The sequence below is a fragment of the Citrobacter sp. R-1.5.2 genome (genome assembly GCF_035064245.1).
In the GTDB taxonomy this organism is placed as follows: domain Bacteria; phylum Pseudomonadota; class Gammaproteobacteria; order Enterobacterales; family Enterobacteriaceae; genus Citrobacter.
In genome coordinates this window covers 63,657-88,398 of sequence record NZ_JASEYC010000005.1, presented here as the reverse complement: position 1 = coordinate 88,398, position 24,742 = coordinate 63,657, and the positions used below count along the sequence as shown (strand labels likewise).

General features: G+C 52.1%; 25 protein-coding genes. 15 read left to right on the top strand and 10 right to left on the bottom strand.

Going from position 1 to position 24,742, the window contains the following annotated elements; all coding sequences use genetic code 11:
* Nucleotides 1-53 precede the first annotated feature (53 nt).
* Both dsbB and QMN38_RS11350 read left to right on the top strand, forming a co-directional pair.
* Nucleotides 54-584 (top strand): disulfide bond formation protein DsbB, encoded by a 531-nt coding sequence (gene dsbB, locus QMN38_RS11355; RefSeq protein ID WP_271441516.1) that lies wholly within the window; start codon nucleotides 54-56, stop codon nucleotides 582-584.
* A gap of 110 nt (nucleotides 585-694) precedes the next feature.
* Nucleotides 695-1,036: a TehB family protein gene (locus QMN38_RS11350; RefSeq protein ID WP_016153372.1), complete on the top strand. Its 342-nt coding sequence runs from the start codon at nucleotides 695-697 to the stop codon at nucleotides 1,034-1,036.
* Nucleotides 1,037-1,065: 29 nt separating this feature from the next.
* Here the strand turns inward: QMN38_RS11350 and QMN38_RS11345 are convergent, their stop codons facing one another.
* From QMN38_RS11345 to QMN38_RS11335, 3 genes are all read right to left on the bottom strand, one after another.
* Entirely contained in the window at nucleotides 1,066-1,512 is a 447-nt protein-coding gene (locus QMN38_RS11345) for a YcgN family cysteine cluster protein (protein WP_005122244.1), read from the bottom strand.
* Nucleotides 1,513-1,605: 93 nt separating this feature from the next.
* Nucleotides 1,606-2,265 (bottom strand): fumarylacetoacetate hydrolase family protein, encoded by a 660-nt coding sequence (locus QMN38_RS11340; protein WP_271449225.1) that lies wholly within the window; start codon nucleotides 2,263-2,265, stop codon nucleotides 1,606-1,608.
* A gap of 69 nt (nucleotides 2,266-2,334) precedes the next feature.
* On the bottom strand, nucleotides 2,335-2,628 hold the full coding sequence (locus QMN38_RS11335) for a YcgL domain-containing protein (RefSeq protein WP_137381645.1): 294 nt from the start codon (nucleotides 2,626-2,628) through the stop codon (nucleotides 2,335-2,337).
* Nucleotides 2,629-2,754: 126 nt separating this feature from the next.
* On the opposite strand from QMN38_RS11335, the gene minC reads away from it, so the two are divergent.
* The 3 genes from minC to minE are packed head-to-tail and all read left to right on the top strand — an operon-like array spanning nucleotide 2,755 to nucleotide 4,568.
* Complete coding sequence (gene minC / locus QMN38_RS11330) at nucleotides 2,755-3,462, top strand: septum site-determining protein MinC (RefSeq protein ID WP_323605084.1); 708 nt, start codon at nucleotides 2,755-2,757, stop codon at nucleotides 3,460-3,462.
* Nucleotides 3,463-3,485: 23 nt separating this feature from the next.
* A complete protein-coding gene (minD, locus tag QMN38_RS11325) occupies nucleotides 3,486-4,298 on the top strand; it encodes a septum site-determining protein MinD (protein WP_005122235.1) in 813 nt (270 codons plus the stop codon).
* A 3-nt stretch (nucleotides 4,299-4,301) separates the two neighbouring features.
* Complete coding sequence (minE, locus tag QMN38_RS11320) at nucleotides 4,302-4,568, top strand: cell division topological specificity factor MinE (protein ID WP_003833739.1); 267 nt, start codon at nucleotides 4,302-4,304, stop codon at nucleotides 4,566-4,568.
* 85 nt (nucleotides 4,569-4,653) lie between these two features.
* On the opposite strand, the gene QMN38_RS11315 is transcribed toward minE, so the two are convergent.
* Entirely contained in the window at nucleotides 4,654-5,571 is a 918-nt protein-coding gene (locus QMN38_RS11315; RefSeq protein ID WP_137345949.1) for a LysR family transcriptional regulator, read from the bottom strand.
* Nucleotides 5,572-5,674: 103 nt separating this feature from the next.
* Between QMN38_RS11315 and QMN38_RS11310 the strand changes: the two genes are divergently transcribed.
* The 5 genes from QMN38_RS11310 (at nucleotide 5,675) to QMN38_RS11290 (ending at nucleotide 12,276) form a co-directional block, all read left to right on the top strand.
* Nucleotides 5,675-6,757 (top strand): tartrate dehydrogenase, encoded by a 1,083-nt coding sequence (locus tag QMN38_RS11310; protein WP_323605083.1) that lies wholly within the window; start codon nucleotides 5,675-5,677, stop codon nucleotides 6,755-6,757.
* A 257-nt stretch (nucleotides 6,758-7,014) separates the two neighbouring features.
* On the top strand, nucleotides 7,015-8,616 hold the full coding sequence (locus QMN38_RS11305) for a BCCT family transporter (RefSeq protein ID WP_323605082.1): 1,602 nt from the start codon (nucleotides 7,015-7,017) through the stop codon (nucleotides 8,614-8,616).
* Nucleotides 8,617-8,659: 43 nt separating this feature from the next.
* Complete coding sequence (yeaW, locus tag QMN38_RS11300) at nucleotides 8,660-9,784, top strand: carnitine monooxygenase, oxygenase subunit YeaW (RefSeq protein WP_271441520.1); 1,125 nt, start codon at nucleotides 8,660-8,662, stop codon at nucleotides 9,782-9,784.
* Nucleotides 9,785-9,802: 18 nt separating this feature from the next.
* The gene (locus QMN38_RS11295; protein ID WP_323605081.1) at nucleotides 9,803-11,251 is read left to right on the top strand and encodes an NAD-dependent succinate-semialdehyde dehydrogenase; all 1,449 of its coding nucleotides are present in this window, start codon (nucleotides 9,803-9,805) and stop codon (nucleotides 11,249-11,251) included.
* A gap of 59 nt (nucleotides 11,252-11,310) precedes the next feature.
* Complete coding sequence (locus tag QMN38_RS11290) at nucleotides 11,311-12,276, top strand: PDR/VanB family oxidoreductase (protein WP_271449222.1); 966 nt, start codon at nucleotides 11,311-11,313, stop codon at nucleotides 12,274-12,276.
* Nucleotides 12,277-12,324: 48 nt separating this feature from the next.
* On the opposite strand, the gene rnd is transcribed toward QMN38_RS11290, so the two are convergent.
* From rnd to QMN38_RS11265, 5 genes are all read right to left on the bottom strand, one after another.
* Nucleotides 12,325-13,440, bottom strand: coding sequence for a ribonuclease D (rnd, locus tag QMN38_RS11285; RefSeq protein ID WP_137381639.1), 1,116 nt, complete (start codon nucleotides 13,438-13,440; stop codon nucleotides 12,325-12,327).
* A gap of 84 nt (nucleotides 13,441-13,524) precedes the next feature.
* Nucleotides 13,525-15,210 carry a long-chain-fatty-acid--CoA ligase FadD gene (fadD, locus tag QMN38_RS11280; RefSeq protein WP_323605080.1) on the bottom strand — a complete coding sequence of 562 codons (1,686 nt, stop codon included), beginning with the start codon at nucleotides 15,208-15,210 and terminating at the stop codon, nucleotides 13,525-13,527.
* A gap of 204 nt (nucleotides 15,211-15,414) precedes the next feature.
* Entirely contained in the window at nucleotides 15,415-15,999 is a 585-nt protein-coding gene (locus tag QMN38_RS11275) for a Slp family lipoprotein (RefSeq protein WP_137381866.1), read from the bottom strand.
* A 95-nt stretch (nucleotides 16,000-16,094) separates the two neighbouring features.
* Complete coding sequence (gene tsaB, locus QMN38_RS11270) at nucleotides 16,095-16,790, bottom strand: tRNA (adenosine(37)-N6)-threonylcarbamoyltransferase complex dimerization subunit type 1 TsaB (protein WP_271449220.1); 696 nt, start codon at nucleotides 16,788-16,790, stop codon at nucleotides 16,095-16,097.
* A gap of 58 nt (nucleotides 16,791-16,848) precedes the next feature.
* Complete coding sequence (locus QMN38_RS11265; protein WP_202038440.1) at nucleotides 16,849-18,759, bottom strand: DNA repair helicase YoaA; 1,911 nt, start codon at nucleotides 18,757-18,759, stop codon at nucleotides 16,849-16,851.
* A gap of 141 nt (nucleotides 18,760-18,900) precedes the next feature.
* Between QMN38_RS11265 and QMN38_RS11260 the strand changes: the two genes are divergently transcribed.
* Nucleotides 18,901-19,245, top strand: a complete 345-nt coding sequence (locus QMN38_RS11260) for a RidA family protein (protein WP_042307863.1) — start codon at nucleotides 18,901-18,903, stop codon at nucleotides 19,243-19,245.
* A 6-nt stretch (nucleotides 19,246-19,251) separates the two neighbouring features.
* Here the strand turns inward: QMN38_RS11260 and QMN38_RS11255 are convergent, their stop codons facing one another.
* Nucleotides 19,252-19,431 (bottom strand): YoaH family protein, encoded by a 180-nt coding sequence (locus tag QMN38_RS11255; protein ID WP_003020986.1) that lies wholly within the window; start codon nucleotides 19,429-19,431, stop codon nucleotides 19,252-19,254.
* An 83-nt stretch (nucleotides 19,432-19,514) separates the two neighbouring features.
* Between QMN38_RS11255 and pabB the strand changes: the two genes are divergently transcribed.
* From pabB to QMN38_RS11235, 4 genes are all read left to right on the top strand, one after another.
* Nucleotides 19,515-20,876, top strand: a complete 1,362-nt coding sequence (gene pabB / locus QMN38_RS11250) for an aminodeoxychorismate synthase component 1 (protein WP_323605079.1) — start codon at nucleotides 19,515-19,517, stop codon at nucleotides 20,874-20,876.
* Nucleotides 20,877-20,879: 3 nt separating this feature from the next.
* Nucleotides 20,880-21,458, top strand: a complete 579-nt coding sequence (locus tag QMN38_RS11245; protein WP_137381634.1) for a CoA pyrophosphatase — start codon at nucleotides 20,880-20,882, stop codon at nucleotides 21,456-21,458.
* Nucleotides 21,459-21,641: 183 nt separating this feature from the next.
* Nucleotides 21,642-23,006: an L-serine ammonia-lyase gene (gene sdaA / locus QMN38_RS11240; RefSeq protein WP_271441525.1), complete on the top strand. Its 1,365-nt coding sequence runs from the start codon at nucleotides 21,642-21,644 to the stop codon at nucleotides 23,004-23,006.
* Nucleotides 23,007-23,136: 130 nt separating this feature from the next.
* Complete coding sequence (locus QMN38_RS11235; RefSeq protein ID WP_323605078.1) at nucleotides 23,137-24,738, top strand: EAL domain-containing protein; 1,602 nt, start codon at nucleotides 23,137-23,139, stop codon at nucleotides 24,736-24,738.
* Nucleotides 24,739-24,742 lie beyond the last annotated feature (4 nt).

Genomic DNA, 24,742 nt, shown 5'->3' with positions numbered 1-24,742 from the left:
TAAATTGAATTGGTTTAAACTGCGGTCTCTACGCATGTTGCAGGGAAATTATTATGTTGCGATTTTTAAACCAGTGCTCCCGTGGGCGTGGAGCATGGTTATTGCTGGCGCTCACCGCCCTGGCGTTGGAACTTGTTGCCTTGTGGTTTCAGCATGTCATGCTGCTTAAACCTTGCGTGTTGTGTATTTACGAACGTAGCGCATTATTTGGCGTGATGGGTGCTGGTCTGGTGGGCGCCATCGCCCCAAAAACACCACTGCGTTATGTGGCGATGATTATCTGGATTTACAGCGCCTGGCGCGGGCTTCAGTTAGCGTATGAACACACGATGATTCAGCTTCACCCGTCACCGTTCATGACCTGTGATTTTGCCGCGCGCTTCCCGAGTTGGTTACCGCTGGATAAATGGCTGCCGCAGGTATTTATGGCTTCCGGTGACTGTGCTGAGCGTCAGTGGTCATTTTTAACCCTGGAGATGCCGCAGTGGCTGCTGGGGATTTTTGCCGCCTATCTGGTCGTTGCCGTGTTGGTGCTGATTGCCCAGCCCTTTAAACCGAAAAAACGTGACCTCTTCGGTCGCTAACAGAACGCTCCTTCGGGAGCGTTTTTTTTTGCCATAATGTCATTGCCTGCGGGCACCTATAAGATGTATATTAAATACATCTTATAGGTGCCACTCAAAGGAGATGTCTTATGTCCCATTTACGCATCCCGGCAAACTGGAAAGTTAAACGCTCCACTCCCTTCTTTACGAAAGACAATGTCCCGGCCGCTCTGCTTTCTCACCACAACACTGCAGCGGGCGTTTTTGGACAACTCTGCGTGATGGAAGGCACTGTAACGTATTACGGTTTTGCCAATGAAGACGCAAAAGAACCTGAAGTAAAAGTGGTCATTAATGCCGGACAGTTCGCGACCAGCCCACCGCAGTACTGGCATCGCGTTGAATTAAGCGACGATGCGCAATTCAACATTAATTTCTGGGTTGAAGATGACAACCATAGTGATGAGATGTATCAGGCGAAAAAGTCTTAATCCTTTACGCCTGTTAATCGATGGGCGGATTAATCCGCCCATGAAGGTTTGTTCAGGATGTGGTCCTGCCAGTCACGCACTTCTGATTCTTTCACCGCGATATGGCGTACTGAAATGCGCTCACCGTGCATTGCCGCCTTTGAACCCGTCAGCAATGGGTGCCAGTCCGGTAACCCTTTCCCTTCCGCTAACAAACGATAGGCGCAGGTCATCGGCAACCATTCAAAGGTTGGCAGGTTATCACGCGTGAGTTTGATGCAATCGGGCTCGTATTCGAATCGACGTTCATAATTACGGCACTGGCAGGTTTTGATATTGAGTTGCTTACACGCGACGTTGGTAAAGTAGATTTCGTCAGTGTCTTCATCCATAAGCTTATGCAGACAACATTGGCCGCACCCATCACATAATGACTCCCACTCGGCATCGGTCATTTCATCAAGGGTTTTACTTTGCCAGAAAGGTATGTCGCTCATCAGGGTATCCGCTATTTCACTAAAGCTGCACCTTATAACCAGTCTGGCACGTTGATGCAAGTTTTGCCGCCCGAAATAGGCGGCAAGCAGAGATTACAGCACCCGGGTGGTTAGTGTCTGACCATGGAAACGGATAGCCAGCTCATCACCGCTGTGTAACGGCCCAACGCCTGCTGGCGTCCCGGTCAGTACCACATCACCGGCTCTAAGCGTGAAGAATCGGCTCATGTAAGCAATCAATGGAACAATATGATGGATCATATCCGCCGTAGTGCCCTGCTGGCGCACTTCGCCGTTCACCGTTAATCCGAGCTGAGTATCCTGCGGATCACCGTTAAATTCCGCGACCGGAATAAACCCAGACAGCGGGCAAGAGTTGTCAAAACCCTTCGCTTTTTCCCACGGCTGACCCGCTTTTTTCATTTTTCCCTGGATATCGCGCAGGGTCAGGTCCAGCGCCACACCATAGCCAGCGATGGCTTTGCGTACATGCTCTTCTGTCGCCTGGCGCAGGTTTGCGCCGATCAGCACGGCCAGTTCAACTTCGTGATGAACGGAACCCATATCCGCCGGAATGACCAGCGGTTGGCGCAAATCGCACAGCGCAGTTTCAGGTTTAATAAACAACACCGGCTCTTCCGGCGTTGTTCCCCCCATTTCTTTAATATGGTTTGCATAATTGCTACCTACGCAAACCACTTTGCTCACCGGGTAATCCAGCAGAGCACCATGCCAGTTATGATGTTGATACATTACTTTCCCCTAACGTAGTCATAGATTTCAGGTACTGCATCGATGCGACATGCTGCTGCCGGATGCAGTTTAACGTTTAGCGTCTGGTGTATTTTGTTTTACCGCAGATAAATGCTGTTTGAGTAAATCCTCAGGCGGCGGTGGTATTTGTAAATAATAGCCCTGCTCGGTTAGTGCCTGTTTTACTTTTTCAAGATCGGCATTAACCAGTTTTTTACGACCATCAAGCGGTAAAATCATTGCCAGCTTTGGCTGACCAAATCCTTTCATCAGTTCTTCAGGAACACGCGAGAAATCGTCTTTTTTTTCGACATATAAATAGGTCTGGTCACGTTTGCTGCTTCGGTAGATCACACAAAACATATCTTTTACTCTGAATTCACGGAATGGTGGCTTGCCTCAATATAATACTGACTATAACATGCCTTATAGTCTTCGGAATATCACCCCGCACTGGGGATGATAAATAGCAAATTGAGTAAGGCCAGGATGTCAAACACGCCAATCGAGCTTAAAGGCAGTAGCTTCACCTTATCAGTGGTTCACTTACATGAAGCAGAACCCGAGGTTATTCGTCAGGCGTTGGAAGACAAAATCGCGCAGGCACCTGCATTTTTAAAACATGCTCCCGTGGTGATCAACGTGGGTGGCCTTGAAAGCCCGGTGAACTGGTCGGCGCTGCAAAAAGTCATCACGTCCACGGGTCTGCGCATTATTGGTGTTAGCGGATGCAAGGATGCAAAACTTAAGGCAGAAATCGACGAAATGGGTCTTCCTTTACTGACAGAAGGTAAAGAAAAAGCCATTCGTTCCGCACCTGTTGACGCTCCGGCACCTGCCGCACCGCCACAAAACGTTACTCCCATCACAAAAACACGATTAATAAATGTACCGGTTCGTTCCGGTCAGCGTATTTATGCTCCACAATGTGATCTGATTGTTACAAGTCACGTCAGTGCGGGCGCAGAGCTTATCGCTGATGGCAATATTCACGTTTATGGCATGATGAGAGGCCGTGCTCTGGCGGGCGCAAGCGGCGATCGGGAAGCGCAAATTTTCTGTACCCACCTGACGGCAGAACTGGTGTCTATCGCAGGTGTTTATTGGCTGAGTGATAAAATCCCAGCAGAATTTTATGGCAAAGCGGCACGTCTGCAATTGGCAGAGAACGCTTTGACAGTTCAACCGTTGAATTGATCCCTTTTTAACAAGGAATTTCTATGGCACGCATTATTGTTGTTACTTCGGGTAAAGGGGGCGTTGGCAAAACCACCTCCAGCGCGGCCATCGCTACAGGTTTGGCCCAGAAGGGAAAGAAAACTGTCGTTATTGATTTTGATATCGGCCTGCGTAACCTTGATTTAATTATGGGTTGTGAACGTCGCGTCGTTTATGACTTCGTCAACGTTATTCAGGGCGATGCGTCGTTAAATCAGGCGTTGATCAAAGATAAACGTACCGAAAATCTCTTTATTCTTCCGGCCTCACAGACTCGTGATAAAGACGCGCTGACCCGTGAAGGCGTCGCGAAAGTTCTGGACGATCTGAAAGCGATGGATTTTGACTTCATCGTCTGCGACTCTCCGGCAGGTATTGAGACCGGTGCGTTGATGGCCCTGTATTTTGCCGACGAAGCCATTATTACCACCAACCCGGAAGTGTCTTCTGTACGTGACTCTGACCGTATTCTGGGTATTCTGGCGTCGAAATCTCGTCGCGCTGAAAATGGTGAAGATCCGATTAAAGAGCATCTGCTGCTTACGCGCTATAACCCTGGCCGCGTAAATAAAGGTGACATGCTCAGCATGGAAGACGTACTGGAAATTCTGCGAATCAAGCTGGTTGGCGTGATTCCTGAAGATCAGTCAGTCCTGCGCGCGTCTAACCAGGGTGAGCCGGTTATTCTCGACATCAATGCTGATGCCGGCAAAGCCTATGCTGATACCGTAGACCGTCTGTTGGGAGAAGAACGTCCTTTCCGCTTCATTGAAGAAGAGAAGAAAGGTTTCCTCAAACGCCTGTTCGGAGGATAAGTTATGGCATTACTGGATTTTTTTCTCTCGCGGAAAAAGAGCACAGCGAACATCGCTAAAGAGCGACTGCAGATTATTGTTGCGGAACGTCGTCGTAGCGACGCCGAGCCGCATTATTTACCGCAGTTGAGGAAAGATATTCTCGACGTTATCTGTAAGTATGTACAAATTGATCCTGAAATGGTCACCGTACAGCTTGAACAAAAAGACGGCGATATTTCTATCCTTGAACTTAACGTGACTTTACCTGAAGCAGAAGAGTCTAAATAACGTTTTTTGTAAATAAGTCATGGTTGAAAAAAGGCAGATTATTCTGCCTTTTTTATTTCTGATCATAGTCCGGGCTGACCCCCATTTATTCCAAACTGAACTTCGGGTAGTTCTCAGCAAAATAGCGACGTAAATACTCCACGGTAATACGGATTTTTGCCGACGTCGCCAGACGTGACACATAAACAGCCCAAATATTTGCTGGTTGATAATAGTCAGGCAATATATGAACCAGATGCCCACTGGCGATGTTATCGCAGACATCCCACCATGAACGTAGCGCAATCCCCTGACCATCCACACACCATTGGTGAACAACTTCACCATGATTGGAGGAGAGCGGCCCCGTCACCTTAATCGAGTGCACGCCCTCTTTGTTGCGCATTTGCCAGATGCCAAATGGATGATCGCGCTCTTTAATCACCAGACAGGGCAACGTGGACAGATCGTTCAGTTGTTTCGGTGTACCGTGCTGCGCCACAAACTCAGGTGATGCGCACAATATTCGATAATTGGTCGCCAGCTTACGTGCGATCAAATTGGGTGCAATATCATCCCCGATGCGGATATCAAGATCGACACCTTCATTAACCAGATCGACTAACCGATCCTCAACATCAAACCGCAACTCCAGTTGCGGATACTCTTTTGCCAGCGCTGACAACGCTGGAGCCACGACACGGCGACCAAAACCAAAGCTGCTGATAATACGTAACATCCCCTGCGGGATCTGCCGGACATCAGACAGCTCATCCATCATCTGATCCACATCCTGCAGGATCCGCTGGGCCCATTCGTAGATCCGTTCCCCTTCCTCCGTGATGGTGACACGCCGTGTTGTACGGTGTAACAACACCACGTTCAGTGTCTGTTCCAGCAACGCAACACGCTTGCTGATAAAAGCCGGTGAAACGCCCAGCTCCTCGGCAACGGCGGCAAAACCCGCACGACGGGCAACCAGCATAAAGACGCGTAAATCATTTAACAGCGGCAGATTATTCATGATCTGTGTTTTATGTTTCACCAGTTGGAGGGATTAACTATTAATCAGTCAATTATAGGATAAGGGGAAAGTCAATTTTGATGGCGTACAAGTGAGAGCTGCTATGAAGAAAACCTGTCGTATTGCCGCTATCCCCGGAGATGGCATTGGTAAAGAAGTCCTGCCTGAAGGCATTCATGTGTTACAGGCAGCCGCCGAACGCTGGGACCTGTCGCTCAGCTTTGAGCAAATGGAATGGGCCAGTTGCGAGTACTATACGCATCACGGCAAGATGATGCCGGATGACTGGCATGAACAGTTGAAATCCTTCGATGCTATCTACTTTGGTGCCGTCGGCTGGCCGGATACTGTACCGGATCACATCTCACTATGGGGCTCGTTGCTCAAGTTTCGTCGGGAGTTCGATCAATACGTCAACCTGCGTCCGGTACGCCTGTTTCCTGGTGTTCCTTGCCCATTGGCGGGTAAGAAACCCGGCGACATTGATTTCTACGTTGTGCGTGAAAACACCGAAGGCGAATATTCTTCACTGGGCGGGCGCGTAAGCGAGGGTACCGAACATGAAGTGGTCATTCAGGAGTCGGTCTTCACGCGTCGTGGCGTTGATCGCATTTTGCGTTACGCGTTTGAACTGGCACAGAGCCGTCCGCGTAAGACACTGACCTCGGCCACTAAATCAAACGGCCTTGCCATTAGCATGCCTTACTGGGATGAGCGTGTTGAAGCAATGGCTGCCCAGTACCCTGAAATCCGCTGGGATAAACAGCATATCGACATTCTGTGCGCCCGTTTTGTCATGCAACCGGAGCGTTTTGACGTGGTGGTCGCCTCTAACCTGTTTGGCGACATCCTGTCCGATTTAGGTCCAGCCTGTACTGGCACGATTGGCATTGCCCCCTCGGCAAACTTAAATCCGGAACGGACCTTCCCATCGTTGTTCGAACCGGTCCACGGTTCGGCCCCGGATATCTACGGCAAGAATATTGCGAACCCAATTGCCACCATCTGGGCTGGTGCGATGATGCTGGATTTCCTTGGCAACGGCGATGCGAATTATCAGGCCGCCCACGATGGCATTCTGGCCGCGATTGAACAGGTTATTGCCAGCGGCCCTAAAACGCCGGATATGAAAGGCAATGCCAGCACTCAACAGGTAGGTGACGCTATCTGCCAGGCACTGCGTTAGAGGTCAAACCACGAAATATGAGCCGCGTCACTGACGCGGTTTTTTTATGTGTTCTGTACGTCAAATAACCTGCGTGAATTCACTTTTTATTATTTCCGTTCCGTGTTTTATTGCTTCACGCATCAGGCAATTGTTTAATTCATGTAAAGAACAAATAATAAAATTGTTAAATACGAAGCGACAAAATCTTACCCTACAGCATGATAACAACGACAGGCTAATGCCAAACGCGGGCGACTATGCCCAGGAGATCATCCATGTTGAGCAACGTAAAGAAAAAAGATGTGCCACTGATAGCCATCAGCCTGGTGGCTATTCTTTTTATCGCCGCCACACTCAGTCTCTTCCCTCAGCAGTCTGCACAAGTAGCGAATACCATTTTTAACGGTGTCACTCGCATGCTGGGTTCTGCCGTTCAGATCCTGGTCCTCATGGCTATGGGGCTGGTTGTCTATCTGGCCACCAGCAAATACGGCAATATTCGCCTCGGTGAAGGTAAAGCAGAATACAGTACGCTTTCCTGGCTGTTTATGTTTATTTGCGCTGGATTAGGCTCCTCCACGCTCTACTGGGGTGTTGCTGAATGGGCCTATTACTACCAAACACCGGGTCTGAACATCGCCCCACACTCACAAAAAGCGCTGGAATTCAGTCTGCCCTATTCCTTTTTCCATTGGGGGATCAGCGCGTGGGCGACCTATACACTGGCCTCGTTAACCATGGCCTACCATTTCCATGTGCGTAAAAACAAAGGGTTGAGCCTGTCCGGGATAATTGCTGCTATCACCGGCGTTCATCCACAGGGCGTATGGGGAAGACTGGTCGATTTGATGTTCCTGATCGCCACCGTCGGCGCGTTAACCATCTCCCTGGTCGTTACCGCTGCAACCTTCACCCGTGGTTTATCAGCGCTTACCGGTTTACCGGATAACTTTACAGTGCAAGCCTTTGTGATTCTGTTCTCTGGCGGCATCTTCTGTCTCAGCTCCTGGATTGGCATCAACAATGGTCTGCAACGTCTGAGCAAGATGGTGGGCTGGGGGGCATTTTTACTGCCATTGGTCGTACTGATTGTCGGCCCAACCGAGTTCATCACCAATAACATCATCAACGCTATCGGCCTGACGACACAAAACTTTTTGCAAATGAGCCTGTTTACCGACCCGCTCGGTAACGGTGAGTTTACCCGCAACTGGACAGTGTTCTACTGGCTGTGGTGGATCTCCTACACCCCAGGCGTCGCTATGTTTGTGACGCGCGTTTCTCGCGGGCGCAAAATCAAAGAAGTTATCTGGGCATTAATCCTTGGCAGTACCGTCGGCTGTTGGTTCTTCTTCGGGGTGATGGAGAGCTACTCTATCCACCAGTTTGTCAATGGCGTGATTGATATCCCGCAGATCATGGCAACGCAGGGCGGCGAAACGGCGGTGCAGCAGGTACTGATGTCATTGCCAGCCGGGAAGCTGTTCCTGGTCGCGTATCTGGCCATCATGATTATTTTCCTTGCCTCGCATATGGATGCTGTGGCCTACACCATGGCCGCCACCAGCACACGTAACCTACAGGAAGGGGAAGATCCTGAACGAGGTTTACGTCTGTTCTGGTGTGTGGTTATCACATTGATTCCATTATCCATTTTATTCACCGGCGCGTCTCTGGAAACAATGAAGACCACGGTGGTTCTGACCGCCCTTCCCTTCCTCGCCATCCTGTTGGTGAAGGTCGGCGGTTTTCTTCGCTGGGTACGGCAGGACTATGCCCATGTTCCTGCTCACCAAATTGAAAGTCATCTTCCCGAAGCACCGGTCGACGCGCCTGTCACGCCACAGGCCGGGACACTACTCAAAGGCGGCAATTAAGCGCCAGTAAAAAACCTCTTACTCACAAATTAAAGGTAATCCAATGAGCAATCTGAGCCCTGAGTTTATTCTGCCGCAAAATTTTTGTGCCAATCCGCAGGACGCCTGGACTATCCCGGCACGGTTCTATACCGACCAGCAGGCTTTTGAACACGAGCAAGAGAACGTGTTTGCCAAAAGCTGGATTTGTGTTGCCCACAGCAGCGAACTGGCGAAGCCAAATGACTATGTCACACGTGAAGTGATTGGTGAGAACATCGTGCTGGTACGTGGTCGCGATAATGTACTGCGCGCTTTCTACAATGTCTGCCCGCATCGTGGTCATCAACTGCTGAGCGGCGAAGGGAAAGCCAAAAACGTGATTACCTGCCCCTACCACGCGTGGGCGTTCAAACTTGATGGCAATCTGGCGCATGCCCGTAACTGTGAAAACGTCGCTAACTTTGACAGTGAGAAGGCTCATCTGACACCAGTACGACTCGAAGAATATGCCGGTTTTGTCTTCATCAATATGGACCCGAACGCCGGTAGCGTTGAAGATCAGCTTCCGGGACTGGCAGCCAAAGTCGTCGAGGCCTGCCCTGACGTGCACGATCTAAAGCTCGCCGCGCGTTTCACTACCCGCACGCCGGCCAACTGGAAAAATATCGTTGATAACTATCTGGAGTGCTACCACTGCGGTCCGGCCCACCCTGGTTTTTCCGACTCAGTACAGGTTGACCGTTACTGGCATACCATGCACGGTAACTGGACGCTGCAATACGGTTTTGCCAAACCCTCTGAGCAGTCGTTTAAGTTCGAAGAAGGGGTTGATGCCGCGTTCCACGGCTTCTGGTTGTGGCCGTGCACCATGCTCAACGTCACGCCAATCAAAGGTATGATGACCGTTATTTATGAATTCCCGGTGGATGCAGAAACCACACTGCAAAACTACGACATCTATTTCACTAATGAAGAGCTGACCGAAGAGCAAAAAGCGCTGATCGAATGGTATCGCAATGTCTTCCGCCCTGAGGATTTACGCCTGGTTGAGAGCGTACAAAAAGGTCTGAAATCACGTGGCTATCGTGGACAGGGACGCATTATGGCGGATACCAGCGGTAGCGGAATCTCCGAACATGGCATTGCCCATTTCCATAATCTGGTCGCTCAGGTGTTTAAGGATTAATCCGCGAAGGAGTTCGTTATGACTGTTTTTCAGACTTCACTTTTTCGCCAGCAGGCGTTTATCGCCGGACACTGGTGTGATGCCGATGACAGTAACACGTTGTCGGTCAGCAACCCGGCAACAGGGGCCGTTCTGGGGCAGATTCCCAACATGGGAACATCGGAGGCGCAACGCGCCATTGATGCCGCATCTCAGGCGCTACCGGCCTGGCGGGCAATGACCGCAGCCCAACGTTCCACGTTGCTTAAAGCCTGGCATCATTTAATTCTCGACAACAAAACGGCGCTGGCGCAAATCATGACCGCCGAGCAGGGCAAGCCGCTGGCTGAGGCGGAAGGAGAGATTGTCTATGCCGCGTCGTTTATTGAGTGGTTTGCCGAGCAGGCTAAACGTACTAATGGCGAGATAATCCCCTCGCCTACGGCGGATAAGCGGTTGATGGTAATCCGTCAGGGTATCGGAGTCTGCGCGGCAATTACGCCATGGAACTTCCCTGCGGCAATGATCACCCGCAAAGCCGGCCCCGCGCTGGCCGCAGGTTGTACGATGGTAGTAAAACCGGCCAACGAAACACCGTTTACCGCTCTGGCGCTGGCAGAACTCGCACGTCAGGCCGGTATTCCGGCGGGTGTTATCAATGTCGTGACCGGAAAGTCTCGCGAAATTGGTGCAGTGTTCACCGCTGACGAGCGCGTACGCAAACTGTCGTTTACCGGCTCTACCGAGGTAGGGCGAGTACTGATGCGTCAGTGTTCCGATTCTATCAAAAAGGTCTCACTGGAGCTGGGCGGCAACGCGCCGTTTATCGTATTTGAGGACGCGGATCTCGACAAAGCCGTTGAAGGCGCGCTGGTGGCTAAATTCCGCAATGCCGGACAAACCTGCGTTTGCGTGAACCGTTTTTACATTCATCAGGCTGTTTATGACGCGTTTTGTGAGAAATTCGTGGCCCGGGTCGACGCTCTGAAAGTCGGCAACGGTGAGCAACCCGGCGTACAAATCGGTCCGCTAATCAATACCGCTGCCGTAGACAAAGTGCAGTCGCTTCTCGATGACGCGTTGACGCGGGGCGCCACGTTGTTAACCGGAGGTCAGCGCCATGCGCTGGGAGGACACTATTTTACGCCCACCGTCATCGGCAACGTGCAGTCGGGCACGCAGTTGCTCCAGGAAGAGATATTCGGACCGGTCGCCGCGCTGGTGAAATTTGAAGATGAACAGGATGTGATACGCCAGGCAAATGACACCATTTATGGACTGGCATCCTACTTCTACAGCAATGATGCCGCGCGCATCTGGCGTGTTTCTGAGCAACTGGAGTATGGCATGGTCGGGATTAATACCGGACTGATCTCGAATGAAGTCGCCCCGTTCGGGGGTGTGAAGCAGTCAGGGTTGGGGCGAGAAGGTTCCGAACACGGTATCGAAGATTACCTGGAAATGAAATATCTCTGCCAGGGGCTGTAACGACAGATTCCGGCGTGGCGGGTAACCCGCGCCGGACAGATTTTTTAGGGAGTGCCGCAATGTCTGAATATCAAATGCGAGAAGTTCAGGTCAGTCAGATTGAAACGATTACCGCGCATGTAAAGCGCTTCACCTTAACGGCTGCCTCAGGCGATCTGTTGCCTGCGTTCCAGGGAGGCAGCCATATTATCGTGCAAATGCGCGATGGCGAAAATCTCTATAGCAACGCGTACTCGTTGATGAGCTCACCGTTAGATACCCGCACCTGGCAAATTGCTGTGCGCCTGGAGGAGAATTCCAAAGGCGGTTCACGATACCTGCATCAGCAGGTCAAACCCGGCGATACGCTGACGATTTCCACGCCCAATAATCTTTTCGCCCTCGAACCGCAGGCGCAAAAGCATCTGTTAATTGCTGGTGGCATTGGTATTACGCCCTTCCTGTCGCAGATCCCGGAACTCGAAAATGCCCAGGCAGAGTGGCAGCTACATTACTGCTCACCCAGCCCGGAAAACTGCGCGTTTCATGATGAACTGAAACAGCACCACCAGGCCGATCGCATTCATCTGCATCTTTCGAGCGAAGGCACACGCCTCGACCTGGCACGTCTGCTTGCCGATGTAGAACCCGGCACCCACATTTATACCTGCGGCCCGGCCGTGCTTAACGATGCCGTAAGAAGCGAGGCCGCACGCCACGGTCTGGATAACAATACGCTGCATTTTGAGCAATTTGCGGTAGAGAATAAGAGCGGTGATGCGTTCACCCTCGTGCTGGCACGTTCCGGACGTGAGTTTGTCGTTCCGCAAGAGATGACTATTCTGCAGGTTATCGAAAATAACAAAGCTGCCAGAGTCGAGTGTCTGTGCCGTGAAGGCGTGTGCGGTACCTGCGAGACGGCGATTCTTGAAGGGGAAGCGGATCACCGCGATCAATACTTTAGCGACGACGAAAAAGCCAGCCAGCAGAGCATGCTTATCTGCTGTTCACGCGCCAAAGGCAAACGCCTGGTGCTAGATTTGTAGAATTTTACCGACCGGATAAGCGATGGCCTACCCGATCGGCCTGATCGCTTACTGCGGATAGTCCAGCAGCAGCGCCTTGAGGCGGTCGGCCATCAGTTCGCCACGCCAACCGGAAATCAGCTCCGGCAGGGACGCCTGCGGCTTTAATTTCCAGTGCCAGTTTAGCAACTGGTTGATTTGACGACGCGAAGCAAGGAGTTCCACGCTAAGATTCTGCTCCGCACTCACGTCGGCCACCAGGGCTTTAATGGCTTTGAATGCCTTGCGATAACCCGGCATATCCATCAGATTCAGCAACGGTTGCGGCAATGCTTCCTCCGGCATTGCCTGCGCTTTCTCGACCAGTGAAATCAGCGTCTTGCCATGGAAGCGAATTTCACTGCCTGAGAGGCCCAGGCTATCCAGTTCTCCCAGACTTCCCGGCATATAGCGGGCAACCGCCCACAGATGTTCTTCGCGCACCACGAAGTTCACTGCCAGATCACGCTCACGCGCTTTGCGTAACCGCCAGTCGGCCAGGAGTTGCAGGCAAGCGAGTTGACGGGTACGCAGCTGCCAGGCATTGGTAATTTCTCGCCACGCATCTTCAGGCGCCAGAATTTCCTGACGACGCTGTTGCATCAAACGACATTCGTCCAGCGCTGCGGGCAACCAGCCGGACGCATCCGTTTCTGCCATCAGTTTTGTGGTGATCGGTAATAAATACCAGACATCTGCCGCCGCATACTCGCACTGCCGTTCAGTCAGCGGTCTGGCCAGCCAGTCGGTGCGTGATTCACTTTTATCCAGAGCCACCCCGGTGAATTCTTCCACCATTGCAGCAAAGCCCCACGACAGCGGGCGTCCACAAAAGGCGGCCAGAATCTGTGTATCGATCAGTGGTTGCGGGAGTTCACCAAACGTGTTGAGAAACACTTCCAGGTCTTCACTTCCGGCATGCAGAAATTTAGTAATCGCAGTGTCACGCAGGATATCGCGCAGCGGCGACCAGTCGGTGATCCCTAGCGGGTCAATCAGAGCAACGTGTTTGCCATCAAACAGCTGGATCAGCCCCAACTGCGGGTAGTAGGTACGCGTGCGAACAAATTCTGTATCCAGGGCTATCGCCGGAAATTCACGGACGGCTTCGCACAGCGTGGCTAACGCGTCGTCCGTAGTGATCATTTGATAATTCAAATCGTGCTCTCTTAGGTTTTCGCCAAAAAAAACGCCGGATTATCCGGCGTTTTCTGCTGGCTGTCTTAACGCTCAGCCTTTATTGTCCACTTTGCTGCGGGCTTCGTCACGTAATTCTCGTCGCAAAATTTTACCGACGTTAGATTTCGGCAACTCATCACGGAATTCCACCAGTTTCGGAACTTTGTAGCCTGTCAGATGACGACGGCAAAAAGTAACCAGCGCTTCATCGGTTAACGCAGCATCCTTCTTCACCACAAAGATTTTTACCGCCTCACCACTGCTGCCCGACGGTACGCCGACAGCGGCCACTTCCTGAACGCCAGGGTGCTGCATGACTACGTCTTCAATTTCGTTCGGATAAACGTTAAAACCCGACACCAGAATCATATCTTTCTTACGATCGACAATACGCAGGAAGCCTTCGTCGTCCATTACTGCGATATCACCCGTGTGCAACCAGCCATTTTTGACAATTTCATCGGTCGCATCCGGGCGCTGCCAGTAGCCTAACATCACCTGCGGTCCTTTAACACACAGTTCGCCCGGCTCTCCCGGCGGAACCTCATTGTCGTCATCATCCACCAGTTTGACCTCGGTAGACGGAACCGGTAACCCGATACTGCCGCTATGATAGTCGATATCGTGCGGGTTAACGCTTACCAGTGGAGCACATTCGGTCAGACCATAACCTTCCAGCAGATATTGGCCGGTCAGCTTCACCCAGCGTTCTGCCACCGCCTGCTGAACGGGCATTCCGCCCCCTGCAGACAGGTGCAACGACGAAAAGTCCAGTTGCTGGAACTCTTTGTTATTCAGCAACGCGTTAAACAACGTATTGACGCCGGTCATCGCGGTAAACGGGTATTTTGCCAGCTCTTTCACCAGCCCCGGAATATCACGCGGGTTAGTGATCAGCAGGTTTTGTCCACCCAGTTCAATAAACAGCAGGCAGTTCATGGTGAGCGCGAAAATGTGATACAGCGGTAGCGCCGTCACCACCAGCTCTTTACCCGGATGCAGCAATGGCCCGTAAGTGGCGTTAACCTGCTCCAGGTTAGCCAGCATGTTACGGTGCGTAAGCATTGCGCCTTTCGCCACGCCGGTGGTACCACCGGTATACTGCAGAAAAGCCAAATCTTCAGACACGACTTCCGGCTTTACATACTGCATGCGGTAGCCGTTTTGCAGCGCACTGCGAAATGAGATGGCATCCGGCAGGTGATATTTTGGCACCAGACGCTTGATATACTTCACGACGAAGTTAACCAGCGTCCCTTTCGCGGTCGACAACTGATCGCCCATACGCGTCAGAATCACGTGTTGAACCGAGGTCTTATCGACCACTTTCTCCAGCGTGTGTGCAAAGTTAGAGACAATGACGATCGCCGACGCACCGCTATCGTTGAGCTGATGCTCCAGCTCGCGAGGTGTGTACAGCGGGTTAACGTTCACCACAATCATGCCGGCACGTAAAATCCCAAACAGTGCAACAGGATATTGCAACAGGTTGGGCATCATCAGTGCCACGCGATCGCCCTTTTTCAGTCCAAGTCCTTGTTGCAAATAAGCCGCAAATGCCCGACTGCGCTCTTCGAGCTTGCGGAAGGTCATCACCTCCCCCATGTTCATAAACGCAGGCTGATCGGCATAGCGCCTTACTGAGTGTTCGAAGAGTTCCACCAGGGATTGATAACGGTCAGGATTGATCTCCGCGGGAACACCTGCGGGATAACGGTTAAGCCAAACCTTTTTCAATACATCACCTCTAAAATGCGTATTCGTCGTCATCACAACCCCAGACAATAAACAAACTGTTAACATAATATTAACTCAGCGTACCAGTTTGTTTATTACACAACGACAAGGTTGCGAAGCACGTCACTATTTATTTTTCTTATATCCACGTTAATGCAGAAACAGCGGACGAGCCGCTGTTTCTTTTACCATTAAAACAAAGAGTTACTCTGTTACTATCGTCTGAACCTGTGCGGGGCCGGGATTGTACCATCCCCATCCGCCGTAGCCACCGTAAGGCCAGCCACGCGCACCGTAGAACCAGGGGTCAATCGGCTGCGGAGGCATCACAATCTGCTGGGTAATATGCCAGCGTTTATAACCAGTTACCTGCATCAGCATGAACTTATACGGTGTACTACCAATTTTTCCGTCCACTGTTCCGCTAATGGGTCCGACTACAGTGACCAGTTGACCACGAAAATCTACCGGGTCGAGGAAGCCGTTAACATCGGCATAAATCCGCCCGCGTGACGCTTCGCCCAGAATCGGTCGTGCCCCGCTATCGAGCGGCATAGTGGCGATCTCCAGTCGGGATTTCCCCTGCTGGTTTTGAATATCCACCACCTTACCGCCAAAACGTGCTTCTTGTCCGACGTACAACTGCGGCGCATTCATCACTCGCACCAGATCCTGCTGCGGTGTCGGGCTCGAACCTTTAATCGCATCCGGGATGGTGACACAGCCGCTTAGCGATAACGCCAATACGCCTGCCAGTACACCTTTCATTAACTGCTTTTGGACCACCATGTTGCGACTCCCTTTTCTTAGCGCCTGCCCCGGCACGTTCAGACAACAGCACATCGGTGGCTGTTCGTATTAACCGGGGGATTTACTACTAAGATTCATTCTTTACCAGGAAGTTTCTTCCACGCCACGGTGTTACGTAAATAAACCGGTTCAGCATGTTCAACAGCCACGGTCTTGCCACATGCCAGCATTTGCGTCGCGACAGGCAGCATATCTTCTGCCGCTGGAAGCAATACGTCGCCATCGTTCAGCGTCAGACCACTGTCTTTGCCGAGTTCAGGCCAGGCTGGCCAGCCCGTGCCAACGGTTAGCCAGTCGCCAGAAAGCTGCAGCAGGCGATCGTGTACCTGCTCCGGCGTTAGCACCGCTTCTGTCTCTTCGCCGTGCCAGATGCCATCATCATCACGCTGGTATTCAGCCCAGTAAACTTCACCCATACGAGCATCAATCGCTGCCAGCACGCGTGTCGCACCGGATTTACGCCAGGCACCCTGTGCCATTGTCATCAGAGTAGAAACCCCGATCATCGGTAAATTCGCCCCTAGCGCCAGCCCCTGAGCGATACCAATACCGATGCGTACACCAGTGAAACTGCCGGGGCCGCGACCAAATGCCAGGGCATCAATATCGGTGAGCGTTAAATCGCCAGCGGCCAGGATATCCTGGACCATCGGCAAAATTCGTTGGGTATGTTCTCGTGGGCAAAGCTCGAAGTGAGCCTTGATAGTACCGTCATTCCACAGGGCAACAGAGCACGCCTCTGTGGCGGTATCGATAGCCAGAATTCGCATGGGTATTTGTGATCAGATCAATAAATTTGGCGCGCATCTTACCACACTCCGTAACAAATTACTCAGCCGATGGTATCGCAAGAAAGCGAACAGCACGCGCAATATCACGCGTGCGTGGCGCAGGCGGAAGGCTTGCCAGGAAGGTCGCGCCATAAGGTCGCATCACCAGGCGGTTATCACAAATCACCAGCACACCGCGATCGTCAGCATCACGGATCAGTCGCCCTACCCCCTGTTTCAGCGTGATCACCGCATCCGGGAGCTGAACCTCTTCGAAAGGATCGCCGCCGCGCAGGCGGCAGTCTTCCATCCGTGCTTTTAACAGCGGATCGTCCGGGGAGGTAAACGGCAATTTATCGATAATCACCAGCGACAGCGTATCGCCACGCACGTCTACCCCTTCCCAGAAACTACTGGTGGCAACCAGCAAGGCATTCCCTGCGCTGACAAACTGTTGCAGCAGTTGCCCTTTACTGGTTTCGCCCTGTAAAAGTACGGGAAGCGTCATGGTGGCACGGAATTGCTCCGCCAGATCGCGCATCATTGCATGCGAGGTACACAGCATAAAGCAGCGCCCGTTGTTCGCTTCAATAATAGGGCGCAACATAGCAGCCAGTTGACGCGCCGCGCCAGGCTGGTTGGTTTGCGGCAGATTGCGTGGTACGCACAGCAGTGCCTGACGCGTGTAATCAAAGGGGCTCGGCAACAACATCGACTCTGCTTCATCAATGCCTAACCGCGCCGTAAAATGGTGAAGATCGTCGTTTACCGACAATGTCGCGGAGGTGAATATCCAGCACCCCGGCTTTTGTTCCATCACTTCTTTGAATTTGTCGGCCACAGTAAGCGGCGTCAATGCGAGCGTAAAATGCCGGGACGTACATTCATACCAGTAACTGAATCCTGGCTGATTGATCTCTTTCAGGCGTTTTAATCGGGCACGGTACAGCGTGGCGCGCTCAAACGCGGCATCCAGCAGCGCAGAGCGCCCGAGGGACAATTTCGCCACGTCGTAGCACAGCTCAAGGGTGTCATCAAGAAGTAGAAACGCCCGTTGCACACGTTGGTCAGCCAACAGCTCTCGGAGGTTTCCGCGATAGCCGGGCTCGCCGAGCTGTAAGCGAAAGTCCTGCGCGCTTTGCGCCAGACGATCGGCGCATTTTTGTAGCTGTTGTGTGTCTTTCAATTCTGTGCGATACGCAATCGTAATGTCTTTCGCCAGGTCGAGTAGTTGCCGGCTGGAAAGTGATTGACCAAAGTACTGGCTGGCGATATCCGGTAGCTGATGGGCTTCATCGAAGATCATCACATCTGCCTCGGGGATTAATTCACCAAATCCACTCTCTTTCACCACCATATCGGCGAGAAACAGATGGTGGTTGACCACCACCACATCTGCATCCATTGCTTTTTTACGGGCTTTGACGACGAAGCACTCTTTATACAGCGGGCAGTCGCTGCCAAGGCAGTTATCGTTAGTGCTGGTCACCAGTGGCCAGGCCTGTGAATCTTCCGCCACGCTGACACAGGTGCTGATATCCCCATCAAGCGTTTGATTTGACCATGAGCGCAGCAGTATGACATCGCTTAACGTTTGTACCGGCAGATCACCCCCCGCCAGCGCCTGCTGTTCGAGGCGTTCCAGACACAGGTAGTTGGAGCGCCCTTTTAGCAACGCCAGCTTACCGGTGAATTTCAGTGCTTTGGCAACGGTGGGAAGATCGCGACTGTAGAGCTGATCCTGCAACGCTTTCGATCCCGTCGACACGATCACTTTCTTTCCAGCGCGAAGCGCCGGGGCGAGATAAGCGTATGTTTTACCTGTGCCAGTGCCGGCTTCTACAACAAGCGGTTGTGATTTTTCAATGGCATGACTGACAGCAATCGCCATCTGTCGCTGTGGTTCACGCGGTTTAAAACCCGGTATCGCTTTAGCCAATTGACCGTCTGCTGCAAAATCGTCCGTCACACTGCCCCCTGTTCATTTGAACAGGGATTATGTCAGGCCGGCGGGTCTTTCGCCAGTTGAAGAGGTGACGCGGGCGCAACATTATGGCAGTCTTGGCGCAATCTGAAGCCCATGAAGAAAAATGTAAATAAGGAATGATTTATGACGATTGTGCGCATTGATGCCGAAGCACGTTGGTCTGACGTGGTTATCCATAACAACACGTTGTACTACACCGGCGTACCGGAGAACCTGGATGCAGATGCCTTTGAACAAACTGCAAATACGCTGGCACAAATTGATGCAGTGCTGGAAAAACAGGGTAGCAACAAGTCACGAATCCTTGATGCCACCCTTTTTCTGGCAGACAAAAGTGATTTTGCCGCAATGAATAAAGCCTGGGATGCGTGGGTCGTTGCCGGTCACGCGCCGGTACGTTGTACGGTACAGGCCGGGTTGATGAACCCGAAATACAAAGTCGAGATCAAGATTATCGCTGCGGTTTAAGCAGCGTTACTCGTCTTCATCTTCAAAACGCGCCACGATCCGTTCACCGGTATGGCTGGCGCGTAGCTCTTCAGCAACCAGAGCAATCGCTTGTCCGCTGCTCATCCCCTGCGACATCAGTTCCTGAATACGCTCTACTGCTTTTTGCTGCTGCTCATGACTGAGTGAAGGTAAACCTGCAAACATTGTTAACTCCTGCTAAATTGTCTGCGCTAATTATTTCATGCTACCGGGCAGTTAGCCAGTAGAGTAGCAACGAGTCAGGACTGATGAAGACGTTATCTCCCGCAGTAATCACATTACCCTGGTGTCAGGACGCCGCTGAACGCTATTTTTCGACCTTAAGCCAGCATCCGTGGGCGATGCTGTTACATTCAGGTCATGCCGATCATCCGCATAACCGTTTTGATATTCTGGTCGCCGACCCCTTAGCGACGCTGGTCACGCGTGCTCAGGAGACTGTGGTCAAGGACAGGCAAGGCATTTTGCGCACGCCTGATGACCCGATGACAGTATTACATTCAACGCTAACCGCCCTGGCTATTCAGCCTGAATATCATCCCGACTTACCGTTCCAGGGCGGCGCACTGGGTCTGTTTGGCTACGATCTGGGCCGCCGCTTTGAATCGCTGCCGAATATCGCCGAATGCGATATCGCCCTGCCGGATATGGCCGTCGGTATCTATGACTGGGCGTTGATTGTCGATCACCAGCTACAAACTGTATCACTGCTTAGCCATAGCGATGTACATGCCCGTCTGGCCTGGCTTGAAAATCAACTGCCGCCGGTACGCGAGCCCTTTACATTAACGTCGGTATGGCGCTCGAATATGAGCCGTGCGCAATACGGCGAAAAGTTTCGTCAGGTGCAGCACTATCTGCACAGCGGCGACTGCTATCAGGTCAACCTGGCCCAACGTTTTCAGGCGCAGTATCAGGGCGATGAATGGCAAGCGTTTGTGCAGCTCAATCGCGCCAACCGCGCGCCATTCAGTGCGTTTATACGCCTGGAAGACGGGGCGATCCTCAGCCTGTCACCGGAGCGCTTTATCCAACTGGAAAATCAGCATATCCAGACGCGCCCCATCAAAGGCACGCTACCCAGACTGGACGATCCTGATGCCGATCGCCAGCAAGCCGACAAGCTGGCAAATTCGCCAAAGGATCGGGCGGAAAACCTGATGATCGTCGATTTGATGCGTAACGATATCGGACGCGTCGCCGTTCCAGGCTCGGTTAAGGTTCCGGAACTGTTTGTGGTTGAACCCTTCCCGGCCGTACATCATCTGGTCAGTACCATCACCGCACGTTTGCCACAGACGCTGCACGCGACCGATCTATTACGTGCAGCCTTCCCTGGTGGCTCCATTACAGGCGCACCAAAAGTGCGGGCAATGGAAATTATTGATGAGCTGGAGCCACAACGTCGTAACGCCTGGTGCGGTAGCATCGGTTATCTGAGCTTTTGCGGCAATATGGATACCAGTATCACCATTCGCACCCTGACAGCGACCGGCGGGCAGTTGTACTGTTCAGCTGGCGGCGGCATTGTAGCGGACAGTCAGGAAGACGCGGAATATCAGGAAACATTTGATAAAGTGAATCGTATTTTGCATCAACTGGAGAACTGACACGTGGAAAACAGCAGCCTGACGCTTGATGATTTTTTATCACGTTTTCAACTCCTGCGCCCGCAGGTAAATCATGATGCGCTAAACCAACGCCAGGCCGCCGTACTGATCCCTATCGTCCGTCGCCCACAGCCGGGGTTGCTATTGACCCAGCGCTCCGTTCATTTGCGAAAACATGCCGGGCAGGTCGCCTTTCCTGGGGGCGCGGTGGACAGCAGCGATGCTTCGCTGATTGCCGCCGCACTGCGTGAAGCCCAGGAAGAAGTGGCAATTCCGCCTTCATCCGTTGAGGTCATTGGCGTACTACCGCCGGTTGATAGTGTGACCGGGTTCCAGGTCACACCGGTGGTGGGCATCATCCCTCCCAATTTACCGTATCGAGCCAGTGAAGATGAGGTTTCAGCGGTGTTTGAAATGCCGTTGGCGCAAGCCCTGCATTTAGGTCGTTACCATCCCCTCGATATCTACCGTCGTGGCGATTCACATCGTGTGTGGCTTTCCTGGTATGAACACTATTTCGTCTGGGGAATGACCGCCGGAATAATTCGTGAGCTGGCGCTGCAAATTGGCGTGAAGCCCTGACTATACTTATCTTTACTCACGCCATAGACAACTTGAAACTCAAGTCACAACATTAGTAAAACCGCGGTTATCTATTAGTTTAATTCATGTGAATAGTTAAGCCGATCGCCGCGTTCCCTCTTACACTATGCGCAGTTATAACATCGTTACTGGAAAGCCCAGTCGCCCTGTAGGAGTATTATCGTGATTAGTCTATTCGACATGTTTAAGGTGGGGATTGGTCCCTCATCTTCCCATACCGTAGGGCCTATGAAGGCGGGTAAACAGTTCGTCGATGACCTGGTCGAAAAAGGATTACTGGACAGCGTTACCCGTGTTGCCGTCGACGTGTATGGTTCACTGTCGCTCACGGGTAAAGGTCACCACACCGATATCGCCATTATTATGGGTCTGGCGGGCAATGAGCCTGCTACCGTTGACATTGACAGCATCCCCGGATTTATCCGCGATGTAGAAGCGCGTGGACGCCTGCTGCTTGCGCAGGGTCAACACGAAGTGGATTTCCCACAGAATGACGGCATGCGTTTTCACAACGGCAATTTGCCGTTGCATGAAAACGGAATGCAGATCCATGCGTACAACGGCGAAACCGTCATTTACAGCAAAACGTACTATTCCATTGGCGGTGGGTTCATCGTTGATGAAGAACATTTTGGCCAGGATGCAGCGAATGAGGTCAGCGTACCTTATCCGTTCAAATCCGCGACCGAAATGCTGGAATACTGCAACAGCACCGGTCTGTCTCTCTCTGGCATGGTGATGCAGAACGAACTCGCACTGCACAGCAAGAAAGAGATTGAAGATTACTTCGGCAACGTCTGGCAAACCATGCAGGCCTGTATCGATCGTGGGATGAACACCGAAGGCGTTCTGCCTGGACCGCTGCGCGTTCCTCGTCGTGCCTCCGCCCTGCGTCGTATGTTGGTCTCCAGCGACAAGCTCTCCAACGATCCGATGAACGTGATCGACTGGGTGAACATGTTTGCGCTGGCCGTTAACGAAGAAAACGCTGCGGGTGGCCGCGTAGTAACAGCACCCACTAACGGTGCCTGCGGGATCGTGCCTGCCGTTCTGGCTTACTACGATCACTTTATTGAATCTGTCAGCCCGGATATCTACACCCGTTATTTCCTGGCGGCGGGGGCAATTGGTGCGTTGTACAAGATGAACGCCTCTATCTCTGGCGCCGAAGTAGGCTGTCAGGGTGAAGTCGGTGTGGCATGTTCCATGGCTGCTGCTGGTCTGGCTGAGCTACTGGGCGCGAGTCCGGAACAAGTTTGTGTGGCTGCCGAGATTGGTATGGAGCACAACCTGGGCTTAACCTGCGATCCGGTTGCCGGACAGGTGCAGGTTCCGTGCATTGAACGTAACGCTATTGCGTCCGTGAAGGCGATTAACGCCGCACGTATGGCAATGCGTCGTACCAGCGCACCGCGCGTCTCGCTGGATAAAGTCATCGAAACAATGTACGAAACAGGCAAAGATATGAATGCCAAATACCGCGAAACATCACGCGGTGGCCTGGCAATCAAAGTCCAGTGTGACTAATACTTAATTTTCGCCCATCTGCGACGGATGGGCGAATTTACCCCTTCTCGCTCGTCTACTGTAATTTTCCCCACTACACTTGCTCTGTTGCTGTTGGCTTCTGGGACCAACGGCTTATCGGGCGGCCCGCATGCAAACAGCACAACGGATCATTCAAAACTATCGCCGTAATCGCTTAATCGTCTGCACAATATGTGCACTACTGACGCTCATACTCACATTAACGGTCCGATTTATTTCGGAGCGTAATATAAATCACCGTTACACCGTCACTTTTGCTAATCATGCCGTTGAAGCACTGGATGATGTGCTGCTCCCACTGCAGGCCGGGCGCGATATGCTGCTCCCGTTGATTGGTCTTCCCTGTTCTGTGGCGCGTTTACCCTTGAGCAAGCATGCTGCCAGACTACAAACAGTGCGCTCCATCAGTCTGATTCAGGGGGGGATTCTTTATTGCTCCAGTATCTTTGGCTATCGCAATGTGCCTATCCGACAAATTCAACCTGAATTACCAAGCCGGGAGGCACAACTGCTGTTGTCCACCGACCATTCGCTAATTAAAGGTAGTCCTATTCTGACGCAGTGGTATCCGGCCTCCGCGGATGGCGAAAATGGAGTGGTGGAAATCGTCAATATTGATTTATTGTCGACCATGTTGCTGGAACCCCAACCACCGCAAATCACCAACGCCAGTTTAACCGTCGGTAACCGCCACCTGCTCTACGGACAAGGTGTTGTCGAGACCTTGCCTGCACTGAACGATGAAAAACGTTATCAGCTTTCATCGCAACATTTTCCCTTCACGATCAGCGTCACCGGCCCAGGTGCCAGTGAATTGGCGATCAAACATCTGCCGACACAACTACCGCTGGCAGTGATCCTGAGCCTGTTGGTGGGATATCTTGCCTGGCTGGCAACCGCCAGCAGGATGAGTTTTTCCTGGGAGATTAATCTGGCTCTCGCGGCGCACGAGTTCGAGTTGTTTTGTCAGCCACTGCTGAACGCACAGACTCAGCAATGTATGGGTGTAGAAATTCTGTTACGCTGGAACAACCCGCGCCAGGGCTGGATTTCGCCGGAAGTGTTTATTCCTATCGCCGAAGAGCACAACCTGATCGTCCCTCTTACCCGTCATGTCATCGCAGAAACCATTCAGCAACGACACGTTTTTCCGATGAGTAGTCAGTTTCATATCGGTATCAATGTTGCCGCCAGCCATTTCCGCCACGGTACGCTGTTAAAAGACCTCAATCAGTACTGGTTCAGCCAGCATCCCATCCAGCAACTGGTTATTGAATTGACCGAACGCGATGCCTTACTGGATGTGGATTATCGGATCGTGCGCGAGTTGAATCGCCTCGGCGTTAAGCTGGCGATTGACGATTTTGGTACCGGAAACAGTTCGCTCTCCTGGCTGGAAAAATTGCGCCCGGATGTGCTGAAAATTGATAAATCATTTACTTCGGCGATTGGAACCGACGCCGTGAATTCAACCGTCACAGACATCATTATCGCGCTGGGAAAAAGGCTGAATATCGAACTGGTGGCTGAAGGCGTAGAAACGCAGGCACAGGCGCAGCATTTACGCCGTCATGGTGTACATATCTTGCAGGGTTTTTTGTATGCGAAACCGATGCCACTTCGTGATTTTCCCAAATGGCTGGCGGGCAGTACACCACCACCCGCCAGACATAACGGGCGCCATACCATGCCCATTATGCCGTTTCGCTAACTCC